Annotated in this window: 15 protein-coding genes and 1 tRNA gene; 14 read left to right on the forward strand and 2 right to left on the reverse strand. The window is 66.4% G+C overall.

What is annotated here, in order from left to right; genetic code table 11:
- The first annotated feature begins 7 nt into the window (after positions 1–7).
- The 9 genes from J8847_RS06485 to J8847_RS06525 all read left to right on the forward strand — a co-directional run bounded on the left by J8847_RS06485 (position 8) and on the right by J8847_RS06525 (position 10,539).
- Positions 8–979, forward strand: coding sequence for a bifunctional riboflavin kinase/FAD synthetase (locus J8847_RS06485; RefSeq protein ID WP_211523873.1), 972 nt, complete (start codon positions 8–10; stop codon positions 977–979).
- Between the two features lie 75 nt (positions 980–1,054).
- Positions 1,055–3,937, forward strand: coding sequence for an isoleucine--tRNA ligase (ileS, locus tag J8847_RS06490; protein WP_211523874.1), 2,883 nt, complete (start codon positions 1,055–1,057; stop codon positions 3,935–3,937).
- 63 nt (positions 3,938–4,000) lie between these two features.
- Positions 4,001–4,531 (forward strand): signal peptidase II, encoded by a 531-nt coding sequence (gene lspA, locus J8847_RS06495; RefSeq protein ID WP_211523875.1) that lies wholly within the window; start codon positions 4,001–4,003, stop codon positions 4,529–4,531.
- 16 nt (positions 4,532–4,547) lie between these two features.
- On the forward strand, positions 4,548–5,768 hold the full coding sequence (gene coaBC, locus J8847_RS06500) for a bifunctional phosphopantothenoylcysteine decarboxylase/phosphopantothenate--cysteine ligase CoaBC (RefSeq protein ID WP_211523928.1): 1,221 nt from the start codon (positions 4,548–4,550) through the stop codon (positions 5,766–5,768).
- Between the two features lie 12 nt (positions 5,769–5,780).
- A complete protein-coding gene (gene dut, locus J8847_RS06505; protein WP_211523876.1) occupies positions 5,781–6,230 on the forward strand; it encodes a dUTP diphosphatase in 450 nt (149 codons plus the stop codon).
- A gap of 18 nt (positions 6,231–6,248) precedes the next feature.
- A complete protein-coding gene (locus tag J8847_RS06510) occupies positions 6,249–7,346 on the forward strand; it encodes a M48 family metallopeptidase (RefSeq protein ID WP_211523877.1) in 1,098 nt (365 codons plus the stop codon).
- Positions 7,347–7,582: 236 nt separating this feature from the next.
- The gene (locus J8847_RS06515) at positions 7,583–8,596 is read left to right on the forward strand and encodes an XdhC family protein (protein WP_211523878.1); all 1,014 of its coding nucleotides are present in this window, start codon (positions 7,583–7,585) and stop codon (positions 8,594–8,596) included.
- A gap of 93 nt (positions 8,597–8,689) precedes the next feature.
- Positions 8,690–9,598 carry a DMT family transporter gene (locus J8847_RS06520; RefSeq protein WP_229429910.1) on the forward strand — a complete coding sequence of 303 codons (909 nt, stop codon included), beginning with the start codon at positions 8,690–8,692 and terminating at the stop codon, positions 9,596–9,598.
- Positions 9,595–10,539: a DNA-3-methyladenine glycosylase 2 gene (locus tag J8847_RS06525; RefSeq protein WP_211523879.1), complete on the forward strand. Its 945-nt coding sequence runs from the start codon at positions 9,595–9,597 to the stop codon at positions 10,537–10,539. Before J8847_RS06520 ends, J8847_RS06525 begins: the two co-directional genes overlap by 4 nt.
- Positions 10,540–10,551: 12 nt before the next feature.
- Here the strand turns inward: J8847_RS06525 and J8847_RS06530 are convergent, their stop codons facing one another.
- Both J8847_RS06530 and J8847_RS06535 read right to left on the reverse strand, forming a co-directional pair.
- Complete coding sequence (locus J8847_RS06530) at positions 10,552–10,980, reverse strand: T6SS immunity protein Tdi1 domain-containing protein (protein ID WP_229429911.1); 429 nt, start codon at positions 10,978–10,980, stop codon at positions 10,552–10,554.
- A 166-nt stretch (positions 10,981–11,146) separates the two neighbouring features.
- Positions 11,147–11,223, reverse strand: a tRNA-Met gene (locus tag J8847_RS06535).
- 184 nt (positions 11,224–11,407) lie between these two features.
- Here J8847_RS06535 and J8847_RS06540 point away from each other — a divergent pair.
- From J8847_RS06540 to J8847_RS06560, 5 genes are all read left to right on the forward strand, one after another.
- A complete protein-coding gene (locus J8847_RS06540; protein ID WP_211523880.1) occupies positions 11,408–11,989 on the forward strand; it encodes an NUDIX hydrolase in 582 nt (193 codons plus the stop codon).
- A gap of 15 nt (positions 11,990–12,004) precedes the next feature.
- Positions 12,005–12,727 carry a leucyl/phenylalanyl-tRNA--protein transferase gene (gene aat / locus J8847_RS06545; RefSeq protein WP_211523881.1) on the forward strand — a complete coding sequence of 241 codons (723 nt, stop codon included), beginning with the start codon at positions 12,005–12,007 and terminating at the stop codon, positions 12,725–12,727.
- 62 nt (positions 12,728–12,789) lie between these two features.
- Positions 12,790–13,518 (forward strand): arginyltransferase, encoded by a 729-nt coding sequence (locus tag J8847_RS06550; protein ID WP_211523882.1) that lies wholly within the window; start codon positions 12,790–12,792, stop codon positions 13,516–13,518.
- Between the two features lie 68 nt (positions 13,519–13,586).
- Positions 13,587–14,624 carry a quinone-dependent dihydroorotate dehydrogenase gene (locus tag J8847_RS06555; protein WP_211523883.1) on the forward strand — a complete coding sequence of 346 codons (1,038 nt, stop codon included), beginning with the start codon at positions 13,587–13,589 and terminating at the stop codon, positions 14,622–14,624.
- 13 nt (positions 14,625–14,637) lie between these two features.
- Entirely contained in the window at positions 14,638–15,684 is a 1,047-nt protein-coding gene (locus J8847_RS06560; RefSeq protein WP_211523884.1) for an aldo/keto reductase, read from the forward strand.
- Positions 15,685–15,786 lie beyond the last annotated feature (102 nt).

Genomic DNA, 15,786 nt, shown 5'->3' on the forward strand with positions numbered 1-15,786 from the left:
CCAATTGATGAAGGTATTCCGCGGACTTCCCAACGACAGGGCGCGCGCGCCCTGCGCGCTCACGATCGGCAACTTTGACGGTGTCCACCGTGGACACCAGGCATTGTTGGCGCACGTCCGCAGCGCCAGCGCCTCGCTTGGCCTGGAAGCCGCCGTCATGACCTTCGAACCCCATCCGCGCGAATACTTCGCCCAGCGCAGCGGCGACCTGTCCAAGGCCCCGGCGCGCATCGCCAACCTGCGCGACAAGCTGGACGACCTGGCCAAGGCCGGCATCGACCGCGTCATCGTCGAGCACTTCAACGAACACTTCGCGGCCCAGTCCCCCGAGGACTTCATCGCGCGCGTGCTGGTCGACGGCCTGCACGTCAAATGGCTGATGGTCGGCGACGACTTCCGCTTCGGCGCGCGCCGCGCCGGCGACATCCAGATGCTGCAGGAGGCCGGCCAGCGCTTCGGCTTCCAGGTCGAGACCCTGCCCGCCGTGATGCACGGCGCCCAGCGCATCTCGTCCTCGGCCGTGCGCGCGGCGCTGGCCGAAGGCGACTTCGCCCGCACCAGCGAACTGCTGGGCCACCCCTACACCATGTCGGGCCACGTGATCCACGGTCAGAAGCTGGGCCGTACACTCGGCTTCCCGACCCTGAACCTGCGCGTGGTGCACCGCCCCGCCCTGTCCGGCATCTTCGTGGTCCAGGTCCACGGCCTGGCGGACCAGCCGCTACCGGCGGTGGCCAGCCTGGGCGTGCGCCCGACCGTCGAAGACGCCGGCCGCATGCTGCTGGAAGTGCACCTGTTCGACTTCGCCCGGTCCTGCTACGGGAAGCTGGTGCGCGTCGAATTCCTGGCCAAGCTGCGCGACGAGGAAAAGTACGTCGACCTGCCCACCCTCACCGCCGCGATCGACAAGGACGCGGCCCAGGCGCGCGCCTTCTTCGCCCACCGCAACGGCGCCCTCACCGCGACCGACCGAATTTGACGCGGCCCGCCCGCGTCCGCGGCCGGCGCGTTTCCGGCCTGCGTCTTGAAACATATTCATTATCAGAAGAATCTTATGTCCGACTCTAAACAGAACACGCCCAAGGGCGCCAAGAAGCCTGAAAGCAAATACCCGGTCAACATGACCGACACGCCCTTCCCGATGCGCGGCGACCTCGCCAAGCGCGAGCCGGGCTGGGTCAAGCAGTGGCAAGACAAGAAAATCTATGAGCGCGTCCGCAAGGCGGCCGCCGGCCGCCCGAAGTTCATCCTGCACGACGGTCCGCCGTACGCCAACGGCGACATCCACCTGGGCCACGCCGTCAACAAGATCCTGAAAGACATGGTGGTCAAGTCGCGCACCATCGCCGGCTTCGACGCGCCCTATGTGCCGGGCTGGGACTGCCACGGCATGCCGATCGAGATCCAGATCGAAAAACAGTTCGGCAAGAACCTGCCGACCGCCGAGGTGCTGCAGAAAGCCCGCGCCTACGCGCTCGAGCAGATCGACCGCCAGCGCGCCGGCTTCATCCGCCTGGGCGTGCTGGGCGAATGGGACAACCCCTACATGACCATGGCCTTCAGTAACGAAGCCGACGAGCTGCGCGCCCTCGGCAAGCTGCTGGAGAAAGGCTATGTCTACCGCGGCCTGAAGCCCGTCAACTGGTGCTTCGACTGCGGCTCGGCCCTGGCCGAAGCGGAAGTGGAATACCAGGACAAGCGCGACCCGGCGATCGACGTCGGCTTCCCGTTCGCGGAACCGGAAAAAGTCGCCGCCGCCTTCGGCCTGGCTTCGCTGCCGACCGACTATGGCTTCATCGTGATCTGGACCACCACCCCGTGGACCATCCCGTCGAACCAGGCGCTGAACGTCAACCCGGAAGTCACTTACGCGCTGGTCCAGGCCGAGCGCGACGGCGCCCCGCTGCTGCTGATCCTGGCCGCCGACCTGGTGGAGTCCGTCCTGCAGCGCTACAAGCTGGAAGGCAAAGTCATCGCCACCACCCTGGGCGACAAGCTGGGCGGCCTGCGCTTCAAGCACCCGCTGTTCGCGCAAGACGCATTCTACGACCGCACCTCGCCGGTCTACCTGGCCGACTACGTCACCACCGACAGCGGCACCGGCGTCGTGCACTCGGCCCCGGCCTACGGCCTGGAAGACTTCCAGTCCTGCAAGGCGCACGGCATGAAGGATGACGAGATCCTGAAGCCCGTGATGGGCGACGGCCGCTTCGCGTCCACACTGCCGCTGTTCGGCGGCATGACCATCTGGGAAGCCAGCAAGCCGATCTGCGAAGCCCTGCGCGGCGCGGGCGCCCTGTTCGAGCTGAAGATGTTCGACCACAGCTACATGCACTGCTGGCGCCACAAGACCCCGATCGTCTACCGCGCCACCAGCCAGTGGTTCGCCGGCATGGACGTCACGCCGAAGGACGGCGGCCCGACCCTGCGCCAGACCGCGCTGGCCGGCATCGACGAGACCAAGTTCTTCCCGGACTGGGGCCAGGCGCGCCTGCACGGCATGATCGCCAACCGTCCGGACTGGACCCTGTCGCGTCAGCGCCAGTGGGGCGTGCCGATGGCCTTCTTCATCCACAAGGAGACCGGCGAGCTGCACCCGCGCACCCCGGAGCTGCTGGAGCAGGTCGCCCAGCTGATCGAGAAGGAAGGCATCGACGCCTGGCAGAAGCTCGACCCGGCCACCCTGCTGGGCGCGGACGCGGCCAGCTACGAGAAGAACAAGGACACCCTGGACGTGTGGTTCGACTCCGGTTCGACCCACCAGACCGTGCTGCGCGGCTCGCACAAGGAGCAGTCAAGCTTCCCGGCCGACCTTTACCTGGAAGGCTCGGACCAGCACCGCGGCTGGTTCCACTCCTCGCTGCTGACCTCCTCGATGCTCAACGGCCGCCCGCCGTACAAGGCGCTGCTGACCCACGGCTTCACCGTCGACGAGCAGGGCAAGAAGATGTCCAAGTCGCTCGGCAATACGCTGGCGCCGCAGAAGATCTCGGATACCCTGGGCGCCGACATCCTGCGCCTGTGGGTGGCCTCGACCGACTACACCGGCGAGCTGTCGATCGGCGAAGAAATCCTCAAGCGCGTGACCGAGTCCTACCGCCGCATCCGCAACACCCTGCGCTTCCTGCTGGCGAATACCTCGGACTTCAATCCGGCCAAGGACAGCGTCCCGGTCGCCGAGCTGCTGGAAATCGACCGCTATGCGATCGCCGCGATGGCCCAGCTGCAGCAGGAGGTCGCCGCCAGCTTCGAGCGCTACGAGTTCCACCCGGTGGTCGCCCGCCTGCAGAACTACTGCTCGGAAGACCTGGGCGGCTTCTACCTCGACATCCTCAAGGACCGCCTGTACACCACCGGCGTGAACTCGCACGCGCGCCGCTCGGCCCAGACCGCGCTGTGGCACATCGCGCACAGCCTGCTGCGCCTGATGGCGCCGATCCTGTCCTTCACCGCCGAGGAAGCCTGGGCCGTGTTCGCGGGCGAGAAGGCCTTCGCGGAGAGCGACGAGACCATCTTCACCCAGACCCTGTGGACCTTCCCGGCGCTGCCGGACGGCGAGGCGCTGCTGGCCAAGTACGCCCTGCTGCGCGAAGTGCGCGCCAGCGTCACCAAGCAGCTGGAAGAGGTGCGCGCTTCCGGCGCCATCGGTTCCTCGCTGCAGGCCGAGCTGGCGATCAAGGCTGCGGGCGAGAAGTACCAGGCGCTCGCGAGCCTGGACGACGACCTGAAGTTCGTGTTCATCACTTCGCAGGCGACCGTCACTGAAGCCGCCAACGAAGCCGAGGAAAGCGTGACCGTGACCCCGTCGGAAGCGGAAAAGTGCGAGCGCTGCTGGCACTACCGCCGCGACGTCGGCCACGACCACGCGCACGCCGGCCTGTGCGGCCGCTGCGTGAGCAACCTGTTCGGCAGCGGCGAAGCCCGCCGCTTCGCCTAAGCCCCTCTTGGGTACTACCGCCATGCCGGATGAGCCGGCATGGCGGCATCCGACACCTCTACCATGGCAACCAAAAAGAAAACCGCAGTGTCCGGCGTCATGAAAGCCGCTCCCCAATCCAGCAGCGGCATGCTGCCCTGGCTGGGCCTCGCCCTGATCCTGGTGCTGCTCGACCAGGTCGTCAAGATCACCGTCGAGCGCAGCTTCCACTATGGCGAGACGCTGCCCGTCACCAGCTTCTTCAACCTGATCAAGGTCTACAACCCGGGCGCGGCCTTCAGCTTCCTGGGCGACGCCGGCGGCTGGCAGCGCTACCTGTTCACCGGCATCGCGGTGGTCGCGGTCGGCTACATCCTGTATCTGCTCAAGCGCCATCCCGGCCAGCGCCTGTTCTGCTTCGCCCTGGCCCTGATCATGGGCGGCGCGATCGGCAACGTGATCGACCGCCTGGCCTATGGCCACGTGATCGACTTCCTCGACTTCTACTGGAAGGGCCTGGGCCACTTCCCGGCCTTTAACATCGCCGACATCGGCATCTCCGTGGGCGCCTTCCTGTTCATCCTGGATGAGCTGCGCCGCGTGAACAAGTCCTGATTTTAGGAGCATGAACATGGACCTGAAGGGCAAGAAGATCGTCCTCGGCCTGACCGGCGGCGTCGCCTGCTACAAATCGGCGGAACTGTGCCGCGCCCTGGTCAAGCGGGGCGCCAGCGTGCAGGTCGTGATGACCGAGGCCGCGCTGCACTTCATCGGCGCGGTGACCATGCAGGCCCTGTCCGGGCACACGGTCTACACCGACCAGTGGGACCCGCGCGTGGCCAACAACATGGCCCACATCGACCTGACCCGCGGCGCCGACGCGGTCCTGATCTCGCCCTGCTCGGCCGATTTCATCCGCAAGCTGGCGCACGGCGCCTGCGACGACCTGCTCTCGACCCTGTGCGTGGCGCGCCCGCGCCATGTGCCGCTGCTGGTGGCCCCGGCGATGAACGTCGAGATGTGGGAGAACCCGGCCACCATGCGCAACGTGGCGCAGCTGCGCGAAGACGGCATCCACATCCTGGGCCCGGCCGCCGGTTCCCAGGCCTGCGGCGAGACCGGCTACGGCCGCATGCTCGAACCCGAAGAGCTGGTGGACGAGCTGATCGCCTCCTTCCAGCACAAGGTGCTGCTTGGTCGCCGCGTCCTGATCACGGCCGGCCCTACGTTTGAACCGATCGACCCGGTGCGCGGCATCACCAATCTCTCGTCCGGGAAGATGGGCTATGCGGTGGCGCGCGCGGCGCATGAAGCGGGCGCCGAGGTGACCCTGGTGTCCGGCCCCACCTCCCTGCCCACGCCGCACGGCGTGCGCCGCATCGACGTGCTCACCGCCCAGCAGATGCACGACGCCGTCATGGCCGGCATCGAGGGCCAGCACGTCTTCGTCGGCGTGGCCGCGGTAGCCGACTGGCGCGTGGCCAATGCCAGCGACCAGAAGCTGAAAAAACAGGAAGGCGGCGGCGCGCCCCAGCTGGAATTCGTGCAGAACGCAGACATCCTGGCCTCGGTGGCCTCCACCACCAGCCTGTCCGGCTGGCCGTATTGCGTCGGCTTTGCGGCGGAATCGGAAAACCTGATGGAATTTGGCGCCGCCAAGCGCGAGCGCAAAGGCATTCCGCTTCTGGTGGGTAATATTGGCCCTCAGACCTTCGGCCAGGACGACAACACCATCATCCTGTTCGACGAGAGCGGCCACACCGTGCTGCCGCGCGCGGACAAGCTCACGCTCGCGCGCCAGCTCGTGTCCGAGATCGCCAAGCGGCTCGAACGGCGCTCCCTCCTGACCTAAGCACAAGAACACATGAAGAACATCGACCTCAAGATCCTCGACCCGCGCATGAAGGATTTCCTGCCGGCCTACGGCACGCCCGGCAGCGCGGGCCTGGACCTGCGCGCCTGCGTGGACGCCCCCCTCACCATCGAGCCGGGACAGACCGTGCTGGTGCCCACCGGCCTGGCGATCCACATCGGCGATCCGGGCTATGCGGCCATGATCCTGCCGCGTAGTGGACTCGGCCATAAGAACGGCATCGTTCTCGGCAATCTGGTAGGCTTAATCGACTCCGACTACCAGGGCCAGCTGATGGTCTCGACCTGGAACCGCAGCCAGGCCGTGTTTACGCTGCAGCCGATGGATCGTCTCGCGCAGCTCATCGTGGTGCCTGTCCTGCAGGTGGGCTTCAACGTGGTGGAGGAGTTCGCATCGAGCGAACGGGGCGCCGGAGGGTTCGGCAGCACCGGCAAACAATAACAACATGTAAGGAGGACCATGACCCGCATCCATCGCCTGCCAACGCACTTCCGTCCGCTAGCGCTGGTCGTCGCCACCGCCGCACTCCTGTCGGCCTGCTCCACGCCCGGGCCGACCGTGCCGGGCGCCCAGCCAGGCATCTTCGCCGGCCCCCAGCCGGCCAGGTCCGAGCTGAGCCCCCAGGTCGCCGCGGCGGCCGACACCCTCGACAAGATGGCCACCCTGCAGGACCGCCTGTACCGGGTCGCGGCTCCCCTCCTGATCGACAACGCGGAACTGTGCACCAAGCACGCCCGCAACCTGCTGGGCTTTACCGCCCAGAACCGCTACGACTACGCCGGCATCTATGGCGAGGCCGCCCACGTGGCCTTCGGCATGGGCGAGCGTCTCCAGGTCATCAACGTCCTGGCCGGCAGCGGCGCCGCCAAGGCCGGGCTGCGCAAGGGTGACGAACTGCTGGCCGCCGGCGGCAAGCCCTTGCCGGAAGGTCCCGAAGCGCGCGCGCAGGCCGGCGCCGTGTTCCGGCCGATCGTGACCAAGCAGGCAACCCTGCCGTTGACGATCGCCCGTGGCGGCAACACCCGCGATCTCAGCATCCCGGTCACCCGTGCCTGCGCCTTCGGCATCGAACTGGGCAACGCGGACAACGTCAACGCCTACGCGGACGGCCAGCGCGTGATGGTCACGCGCGGCATGATGAACTTCACCCAGAACGACGACGAACTGGCCTACGTGGTGGCGCGCTCCATGGCGCACAACATGCTGGGCCACGCGGCCACGCAACGCAACGCGGCGACCATCAGCAGCATCATCGACAACCTGATCCGCGTGACGCCGGATACCTCGATGCTGATCGGCAGCGCGGGCATCAAGGCCATGCCGGCCGAAAGCGATGCGGCGGCGGACCGGCTGGCCATGTACCTGCTGGCGCGGGCGGATTACCGGGTCGAAGGTGTGTCCGGGTTCTGGAAGCGGCTGGCGGGGACGTATCCGGCGACGGTGCTCAATGGCTATACGGCCAACCATCCGGGCATGGCGGCGCGGATCGCTGCGGTTGAGCGGGCGCTGGCGGAGGTCAGGTCGAAGAAGTCGGGCAATAAGCCGCTGGTGCCCTGAGGCGGTAACGCTGTTCTACTAAACTTGGGTCCCGGCCTGCGCCGGGACGACGTGCGTAAGTGCGTGTCCGAAATCGCTCTTTCTGATTTCAACGTTCACTTACCAACGTCGTCCCGGCGCAGGCCGGGACCCAAGTTCCTATGCACGCCGCATTCCTTTCCCCCGCCAACACGCCCCCCGCTTTTTTTGTATTATTCTTCATCAACCTTTTCACGCCGCACCCCGGCCGCGCGCACATGGACAGTATCGACCTCGAAGTGCTGAAGACTTCCGCCGCCTGGCTCGCCGCCGGCCGCCGCTGCCAGCTGGTCACGGTGATCAAGACCTGGGGCTCCAGTCCGCGCCCGATCGGCGCCACGCTCGGCATCTGCGAAGACGGCCAGGTGGTCGGCTCGGTCTCGGGCGGCTGCATCGAGGACGACCTGATCGCCAAGGTGCGCGGCAACGGCATCGAATTTACCCGTCCGGAAATCGTCAGCTACGGCATCAGCGCCGACGAAGCCCACCGCTTCGGCCTGCCCTGCGGCGGCACCATCGAACTCGCCATCGAGCCGCTGTCGCGCGACAGCCGCATCGACGAACTGCTCGAGCGCCTCGGCCAGGGCGAACTGGTCGAGCGCAGCATCGACCTCCAAACCGGCGCGGTCAGCCTGCGCCGCGCGGAAGCCTCCGCCATCCAGCGCGTCGAGGGCGATGTGCTGCACACCATCCACGGTCCGCGCTGGCGCCTGTACATCATCGGCGCCGGCCCGCTGTCGCGCTTCCTGGCCCAGGTGGCGGCCGGCATGGACTACCGCGTCACCGTGTGCGACCCGCGCGAGGAATACCACAGCGGCTGGAACCTGCCCGGCGTGGAACTGGTCCACGTGATGCCGGACGACCTGGTAATCGAGGCGAAGCTGGACGCGCGCAGCGCCGTGGTCGCGCTGACCCACGACCCCAAGCTGGACGACCTGGCGCTGATGGAAGCGCTCAAGTCGGAGGCCTTCTATGTCGGCGCCATCGGCTCGCGCCTGAACAACAGCAAGCGGCGCGAACGCCTCAAGCTGTTCGACGTGACCGAGGACCAGCTGGCCAGGCTGCACGGCCCGATCGGCCTCTACATCGGCAGCAAGACGCCGGCCGAGATCGCGATCTCGATCATGGCCGAACTCACCGCCGTGAAGAACGGCGTTCCCGCGGAGATGCTGGTGCCGCATGCGGCGGCCATCGAAACGGCGTCCACCGAGGTCTGCGCACGCGCCGCCTGAATTCGAAAGCAATGTAAAAGCAAAAAACGGATGGCGCGTCCCGGGCGGCGCCGCCACCATCACCTGTTCTCCCGTACTTCGAGCATCAACATCATGAACACTGCAAACATGCTGCGCCTGGTCGCGCTGGCCGCCATCTGGGGCGGCTCCTTCCTCTTCATGCGCATCGCCGCGCCGGTACTCGGTCCCGCCGTGCTGATCGAATACCGGGTCGCCTTCGCCGCCCTGTTCCTGGCGGGTGTCGCCTGGGTGCTGCGCAAGCGCGCCTCGACCGCGCCGCTCAATCTGCGTGAGCACTGGAAGCACTACCTGATCCTGGGCCTGTTCAATTCCGCCCTGCCCTTCGTGCTGTTCGCCTTCGCAGCCCGCACCCTGTCGGCATCGGTGCTGTCGGTGCTGAACGCCACCGCGCCGATGTGGGGCGCGCTGGTGGCCTTCGTGTGGGCGCGCCAGCCGGTCAGCGGACGGGCGGCGCTGGGCCTGGTGCTGGGCACCATCGGCGTGGCCCTGCTGGTCGGCTTCGACCACGTGTCCGACCTGCCCGGCGCCGGCCTGGCCGTGGGCGCGGCCCTGATCGCGGCGCTCAGCTACAGCATCGCCAGCCAGTACGCCAAGTCGGCCAAGGCCGTGCCGCCCTTCGCCAATGCCCATGGCTCGATGTGGGCGGCCGCGCTCCTGGTGCTGCCGGTGATTCCGCTCTTCCCTTCGCCCGGCGAACCGACCGTCGGCATCATGGCCGCCGTGCTCGCGCTCGGCGTGCTGTGCAGCGGCATCGCCTACATCATCTACTTCAAGCTGATCGAGGAAGTCGGCACCACCTCGGCCCTCACCGTGACCTTCCTGAACCCGGTCTTCGGCATCCTGTGGGGCGCGATCTTCCTGCATGAAGTGGTGGGCTGGCACACGCTGGCCGGTTCGGCCATCGTCCTGCTGGGCACGGCGCTGGTGACCGGCTTCACGCCCTCCTTCCTGCGCGCACCCGCAGCCGCGCAAGGGAAATGATGGGCGAATTGAACATCCCCCTGCCCGCGGGCTACCGCGTGCAGGACGTGCTGGCCTTCCACAGCCGCGATGCGGAAGGCGTGGCCGAGCAGATCACCGAACAAGGCCTGCGCAAAGGCATCCTGCTCGGCGGCGTGCCGGTGCTGATCGACATCGCCTTCCCTACGAATGCCAAGGACGCTACCAACGCGGCGAAAAAGGCCAAGACCACGAAGGCCGTGGAAGGCATGGCCCTGTGCCGCGTCGTTCCGGACGGCGAGCTCACAGCGGCCCAACAGCAGGCAGTAGAAGACGCCCTGCTCAACATGCTGGGGCTGCGCATCGACCCGGCCGCCTTCGCAGACTTCGCGCGCGCCGATCCGGTGCTCGGCCCCATCCTGGCGCGCCAGCCGGGGCTGCGCATCGTGCAGTCCGCCACCGTGTTCGAGGCCCTGACCTGGGCCATCATTGGCCAGCAGATCAACCTGAGCTTTGCCATCTCGCTGCGCCGCAGCCTGATCCAGGTCGCCGGCCGCCCGCATTCCAGCGGCCTGTGGTGCTACCCGGAAGCGTCCGACGTCGCCCGCCTGCAGCTCGACGAGCTCACCAGCCGCAAGTTTTCGCGCGCGAAAGCCGAGACCGTCCTGCGCCTGGCCCAGCTGGTGGACGAAGGCAAGCTGTCCCTGGCGCGCGACCGCGACCCCATGGAGGTCAGCCGCGAACTGCTGGCCGTCAAGGGCATCGGCCCCTGGACCGTCAACTACGCCTTGCTGCGCGGCTATGGCTACCCCGACTGCTCGCTGCACGGCGACGTGGCGGTGCGCACAGCCTTCCACCAGCTGATGGGAGGCGAAGCACGGCCGGACATCGCCGAAGCCGAACGCCTGCTGGAGCGCTACAAGCCGCACCGGACCATGGCCGCCGCCTACCTGTGGGCCAGCCTCAGCGACCAGGCCGGCTGAGCCCAGGCGGACTTAATTCCAGCGCGGCAGGCCTTCGAACTGCTGCGCTCCTTCTCCCGAAAACCGGATCAGTTCCGCCAGCGGCACGGTGGCCAGGTTGTCGCGGCCGTAGTGCCCGCCGAGCGCGCTGGGAATCTTGAGGCAGTACTTGCGCCCGTCCGGGAGCGGCCCCAGCGCCGCCTCGGCCAGGCACACGACTTCCGGCATATACCAATCGTTGAGAAAATCCTGGTTGTACGAGAGCGCGTCGAAATCGGCCCTGCTGCTGGCCACCGGTTCGCAGCACAGGTCTTGCGGGCGCAGTCGCCAGTAGTGGTCGTCCTCGTCGCGGATGATGAGGTTACCGAACGCATTGGCCCCGAGGACTTCGACGGCCTTCAGGCCGACCCAGCCCCAGGAATCGTTGATATCGTCGACATGGATCATGGTTGCCCCTTGCATGCTCGCCCCTTGCAGTACGGCCGGCATGCGCCAGCCTTTGCCGGTTGGACCAGGGGGATGCGGGAAGATTGCAGGCGAACGCGGCAGGATTGACCTGGATCGAGGAAGATACGCGCCGAAATGGAAAAAGCCGCCGATTCTTGCGAACCGGCGGCTTTTCGAATTCTGGTTGCGGGGACAGGATTTGAACCTGTGACCTTCGGGTTATGAGCCCGACGAGCTGCCAGACTGCTCCACCCCGCGTCTGATGGTTCGTATTATACGCAGCTTCTACCTTTTAGGCAAACTCAATCCAGCCGCGATGTGCGATTGCAGCAGCTTATGACTCATGCATAAGCGCCGCAGCCCGCTTTCCAGGCCCTTGCCGGACCACATGAGCACTGCAATCAGTGTAAAGTAAAGGGCAATACCAATTCGTCGATGACCTATGAAATTCTGCTCCGAGTGCGCCCATCCTGTCGCGCTGGCCATTCCTGAAGGCGACAACCGGCCGCGCTACGTCTGCACGCACTGCCACACGATCCATTATCACAATCCCAAGCTGGTCATCGGCTCCATTCCCGTCTGGGAACAGGACGGCAAGCTGCAAGTGCTGCTGTGCCGCCGCGCCATCGAGCCGCGCTACGGCTACTGGACCTTGCCGGCCGGCTTCATGGAAAACGAAGAGACCACTGAGCAGGCCGCCGTGCGCGAAACCGAAGAGGAAGCCGGCGCCAACGTCGAGCTCGGCAACCTGTTCACCCTGCTGAACGTGGCCCACGTGCACCAGGTGCACCTGTTCTACCTGGCGCGCCTGCGCGACCTCGATTTCGCGCCGGGTATCGAAAGCCTGGAAGTCAAACTGTTCACGGAAGCCGAGATCCCCTGGGACGAGCTGGCCTTCCCCACCATCCGCAGCACCCTGGAACTCTTCTTTGCCGACCGGATCAAAGTGCGCGAGGGCGGCAGCTATGGATTCCACAGCCGGGATATCGTGCGCCCCATGCTCGCGCCGCGCGGGCCCGACTGACCCGGCGAGGCCCGCATGATCCCCTGGCTCGAGAGCGATACGCCTTTTCCCGACGTGTCCGAGGCATTGACCGTGGACGCGCCCGGCCTGCTCGCGGCCGGCGCCGACCTCTCGCCCCAGCGCCTGCTGCTTGCGTACCAGAACGGGATTTTCCCCTGGTTTTCGGAAGGCCAGCCCATCCTGTGGTGGAGCACCGATCCGCGCATGGTGCTGCTCACCGAGCAGTTCAAGGTCAGCGACAGCCTGAAAAAGACCCTGCGCAAGGTCGAGCGCAGCCGCGTCGAGGGCGGGCCTTGGGACGTGCGCTTCGACACCGCCTTCGAAGAGGTGATGCGCGCCTGCGCGGCTCCGCGGCGCGACGGACCCGGAACCTGGATTTCGGAAGACATCATCGACGGCTACACTGGCCTGCACCAGATGGGCTATGCCCACTCGGCCGAGGTCTGGCTGGACGGCGAGCTGGTCGGCGGCGCGTATGGCGTGTGCATCGGCCGCATGTTCTATGGCGAATCGATGTTCGCACGCGTCTCGGATGCGTCCAAGGTGGCGCTCGCCTACCTGGTGTCCTTCCTGCGCGGGCATGGCGTGCGCATGATCGACTGCCAGCAGGAGACCGGCCACCTGGCGTCGCTGGGCGCTGCGCCGATCCCGCGCAGCCGCTTCCTCGAGCATCTGCGCGCTGCGATCCGCGAACCGGCCATCACGCAATGGAAGGTGGCGGCACCGTTGACTGGCTAACACTGTGCGCAGCGCGATTTCGCTAAAATAGGTTTCACCACGTCGTCTCGAGAGCTTTTTGCATGACGCACCTAAATGACCTGCCCTTCGCAACGCTGCAGTTCTATACCACGGCGCCCTATCCGTGCAGCTATCTCGATTCCCGCCAGGCCAGGTCGCAGGTGGCGACGCCCTCGCACCTCATCAATGCCGACGTGTATTCCGAGCTGGTGAAGAACGGTTTCCGCCGCAGCGGCATCTTCACCTACCGTCCCTATTGCGACGGCTGCCAGGCCTGCATCCCGGTGCGTGTCAAGTGCGAGGACTTCACGCCCAACCGCACCCAGCGCCGCGCGTGGAAGCGCCACGGCGAGCTGGTCGCGATGGTGGCCAACCTGGCTTTCTCGGACGAGCACTACGCGCTCTACCTGCGCTACCAGACCACGCGCCACGTCGGCGGCGGCATGGACCAGGACAGCCGCGACCAGTACGCCCAGTTCCTGCTGCAGAGCCGGGTCAACACGCGCCTGGTCGAGTTCCGCGAGCCGGACGGCACCCTGCGCATGGTCTCGATCATCGACGTGCTGTCGGACGGCCTGTCCTCGGTGTACACCTTCTTCGATCCGGACGTCGAAGGCGCCTCTTACGGCACTTACAACGTGATGTGGCAGGTGAACCAGGCGCGCGAGCTCGGCCTGGGCTATGTCTACCTGGGCTACTGGATCGAACAAAGCCCGAAGATGGCCTACAAGATCAATTTCCGCCCGCTGGAAGCGCGCGTCAACGGCGTCTGGAGCGTCTTGGAGCGCTGACAACGCCCGGCGATCCTCTACGGGTCGCCGCACGGTAGAATGGCGGGGATTATCACACTGAGCACCCCATGTCCGACAAACTCCTGTACGCCCTTGCCCGTCCCGTGCTGTTCTCGCTCGATCCCGAGGCGGCCCACAACCTGACCCTGCCGGCCCTGCGCCGCGCCGCCGAACTCGGCCTGACCAGCGTGGTCAAGAAACCCCAGCCCGACCCGCGCACCGTCATGGGCATCACCTTCCCCAACCCGGTCGGCCTGGCCGCCGGCCTGGACAAGGATGGCGCCTACATCGACGGCCTGGCCGCGCTCGGCTTCGGCTCGATCGAGATCGGCACCGTGACGCCGCGCGGCCAGATGGGCAACCCGAAGCCGCGCATGTTCCGCCTGCCGAAGGCGCGCGGCATCATCAACCGCATGGGCTTCAACAACGGCGGCGTGGACGCCTTCGTGGCCAACGTGCAGGCTTCGCGCTTCTACCAGGAGCGCCAGGGCGTGCTGGGCCTGAACATCGGCAAGAACGCCGACACCCCGATCGAGCGCGCCGCCGAGGATTACCTGCACTGCCTGCGCCGCGTCTATCCCTACGCGAGCTATGTGACGGTCAATATCTCCTCGCCCAACACCAAGAACCTGCGCCAGCTGCAGGGTGCGTCGGAACTGGACGCCCTGCTCTCCCAGCTCAAGCAGGAGCAGTCGCGCCTGGCCGACGAGTACGGCCATTACGTGCCGGTGGCGCTGAAGATCGCGCCGGACGTGGACGGCGACCAGATCCGCGACATCGCCGGCGCCCTGCTGCGCCACAAGATCGACGGCGTGATCGCCACCAACACCACGCTCAACCGCCGCGATGTGGAAGGCATGAAGCATGCGAACGAAGCCGGCGGCCTGTCGGGCGCGCCGGTGTTCGAGCAGTCGAACATCGTGATCCGCGCGCTCAAGGCCGAGCTGGGCGAGGAAGTGCCGATCATCGGCGTGGGCGGCATCATGCGCGGCCAGGATGCGCGCGCCAAGATCGCTGCCGGCGCCAAGCTGGTGCAGCTGTACAGCGGCCTGATCTACGCGGGCCCGGCGCTGGTGCGCGAGTGCGCCGACGCGCTGCGCACATAACAGGAGCGTGAACATGGAACGCAGGCAGCTGGGCCGCACGGATTTGATGGTGTCGACGGTCTGCCTCGGCACCATGACCTTCGGCGAGCAGAACAGCGAAGCGGACGCGCACGGCCAGCTCGATCTCGCACTGGAGCGCGGCGTCAACTTCATCGACACCGCCGAGATGTACCCGGTGATGCCGAACGCGGCCACGCAAGGCTCGACCGAGCGCTTCATCGGCACCTGGCTCAAGAAGAGCGGCCGGCGCCCGGACGTGGTGCTGGCCACCAAGGTGGCCGGGCCGAATCCGCACGCGCCCTGGATTCGCGGGCCGCAGCACAACCTCGGCCGGACCGACATCCGCGCGGCGGTCGAGGACAGCCTGCGGCGTTTGCAGACCGACTATATCGACCTGTACCAGCTGCACTGGCCGAGCCGGAACCTGCCGGTTTTCGGGGCGAACCAGTTCAACCCGGAGGCCGAGCGCGCGGCGGTGCCGATCGAAGAGAGCCTGATGGCGCTGGGGGAGCTGATCGACGAGGGCAAGATCCGCCACATCGGCGTGTCGAACGAGAGCGCCTGGGGCGTGTGCGAGTTCGTCAAGCTTTCGGAGATGAAGGGCCTGCCGAGGATCGCGACGATCCAGAATCTGTACAATCTGACGGCGCGGGCCTTCGAGACCAGTTTGCTGGATGAAGCGTGCTTCCGCAGCGATGTCAGTTTGCTGGCGTATAGCCCGCTGGCGTTCGGGCAGCTGACGGCCAAGTACCTGGACGATCCCAAGGCGCAGGGGCGGCTGAATATTTTTCCGAAGAGCTGGAGTCCGCGTTACCTGCGGCCGGCGGTGCTGGCGGCGTGCGCGGAGTATGCGAAGCTGGCGCGGGAGAATGGATTGAGCCCGGCTCAGATGGCGCTGGCGTGGTGTTATTCGCGGTGGTTCGTGGGGTCGACCATTATTGGGGCGACGTCGCTGGCGCAGCTGGAGGAGAACATCGGGGCGGTGGAGGTGAAGCTGTCAGCGGATGTGGTTGCAGCGATCGATGAGATTCATGCGCGGTTCACCAATCCTGGGCAGTGATCGGCGCTAACGCTGTTCACGCAAAACTTGGGTTCCGGCCTTCGCCGGAACGACGTGCTGAGGGCGGTGGTGCATTAAAAGATAACCACTAACCTAAAGACC

The sequence above is a fragment of the Massilia sp. AB1 genome (assembly GCF_018119385.1).
GTDB lineage: Bacteria > Pseudomonadota > Gammaproteobacteria > Burkholderiales > Burkholderiaceae_D > Telluria.